Raw genomic sequence first — 801 nt, 5'->3', positions numbered from 1 at the left:
GGTCCCGTCCCAAAGTCGTCTAGAGTTCGCCTCTGGTAGCTTCAGTTGACACCTCCATTGTGATGGCTGTTTTGGCTGAGCGCTCGAGCAGTTCGTCGGCGAACGCCGCGAACTGCTCGGGATCGGCGTACTGCACCAGATTCAACCAGAGAAGCGACTCTAGCCCCGCTTCTGACCACCGCATCCATTGATTCTTACACCGTTTCGAAACTTCACCCATAGCTCGTTCGACCACGTTCGATGTCCACGGAACCTGCTGTTGGTCAAGCGCGAGTTCCGCGAACGTCACAGTTGCTTCCGCCCATTCCCGGAGGTACGCTGCTGCTTTCGGGGAGTCTTGGCGCACTAACCTCCAGGCTTCTTTCCGAAGGTTCTCGAGCGTTTGGTCGATCCGCTCGCGGATCGCCAAACGCTCATTCCTCGGTGCATGAAGTGCGACAGAGTTCTTCAGATGGAACAGATCATCAGTGACGCCAGCGACGATCGCTTTCCGCTCTCCGAGCGGAAACGCATCGTCTTTCCAGAGCTTGTACCCGAGCGTTCGACCGACGTGAACGAGGTCGAGCTGGTGAGATCGGTCACCATTCTCGAACGCATCGACAAGCGCGTTCTCGGCATCACTGACGACCGTCGCGTCGTCAGTGATCGCCTCGGTCTCCTCGAGAGTCGCTGCTGTTTCATCCCAAGAATCGTTGAGATTGACGTCTAGAAGCGTCGTTTCCGTGTCTTCCTCGGTGGTCTGTCCGAGGGTGACGTTGACGTCGTGGTACGTGCAGTGATCGTCCTGGCTATGACACTTCG

1 pseudogene is annotated in these 801 nt (G+C 57.2%); it reads right to left on the bottom strand.

The window, feature by feature from the left end:
• Positions 1-19: 19 nt before the first annotated feature.
• Positions 20-801: pseudogene (locus tag FYC77_RS20030) on the bottom strand (ISH6 family transposase); the annotation flags it as partial.

This window comes from Natrialba swarupiae, from assembly GCF_008245225.1.
Classification (GTDB): domain Archaea; phylum Halobacteriota; class Halobacteria; order Halobacteriales; family Natrialbaceae; genus Natrarchaeobius; species Natrarchaeobius swarupiae.
Note: the sequence above shows the minus strand (reverse complement) of the source record. Positions and strands in the feature narration are given on the sequence as shown.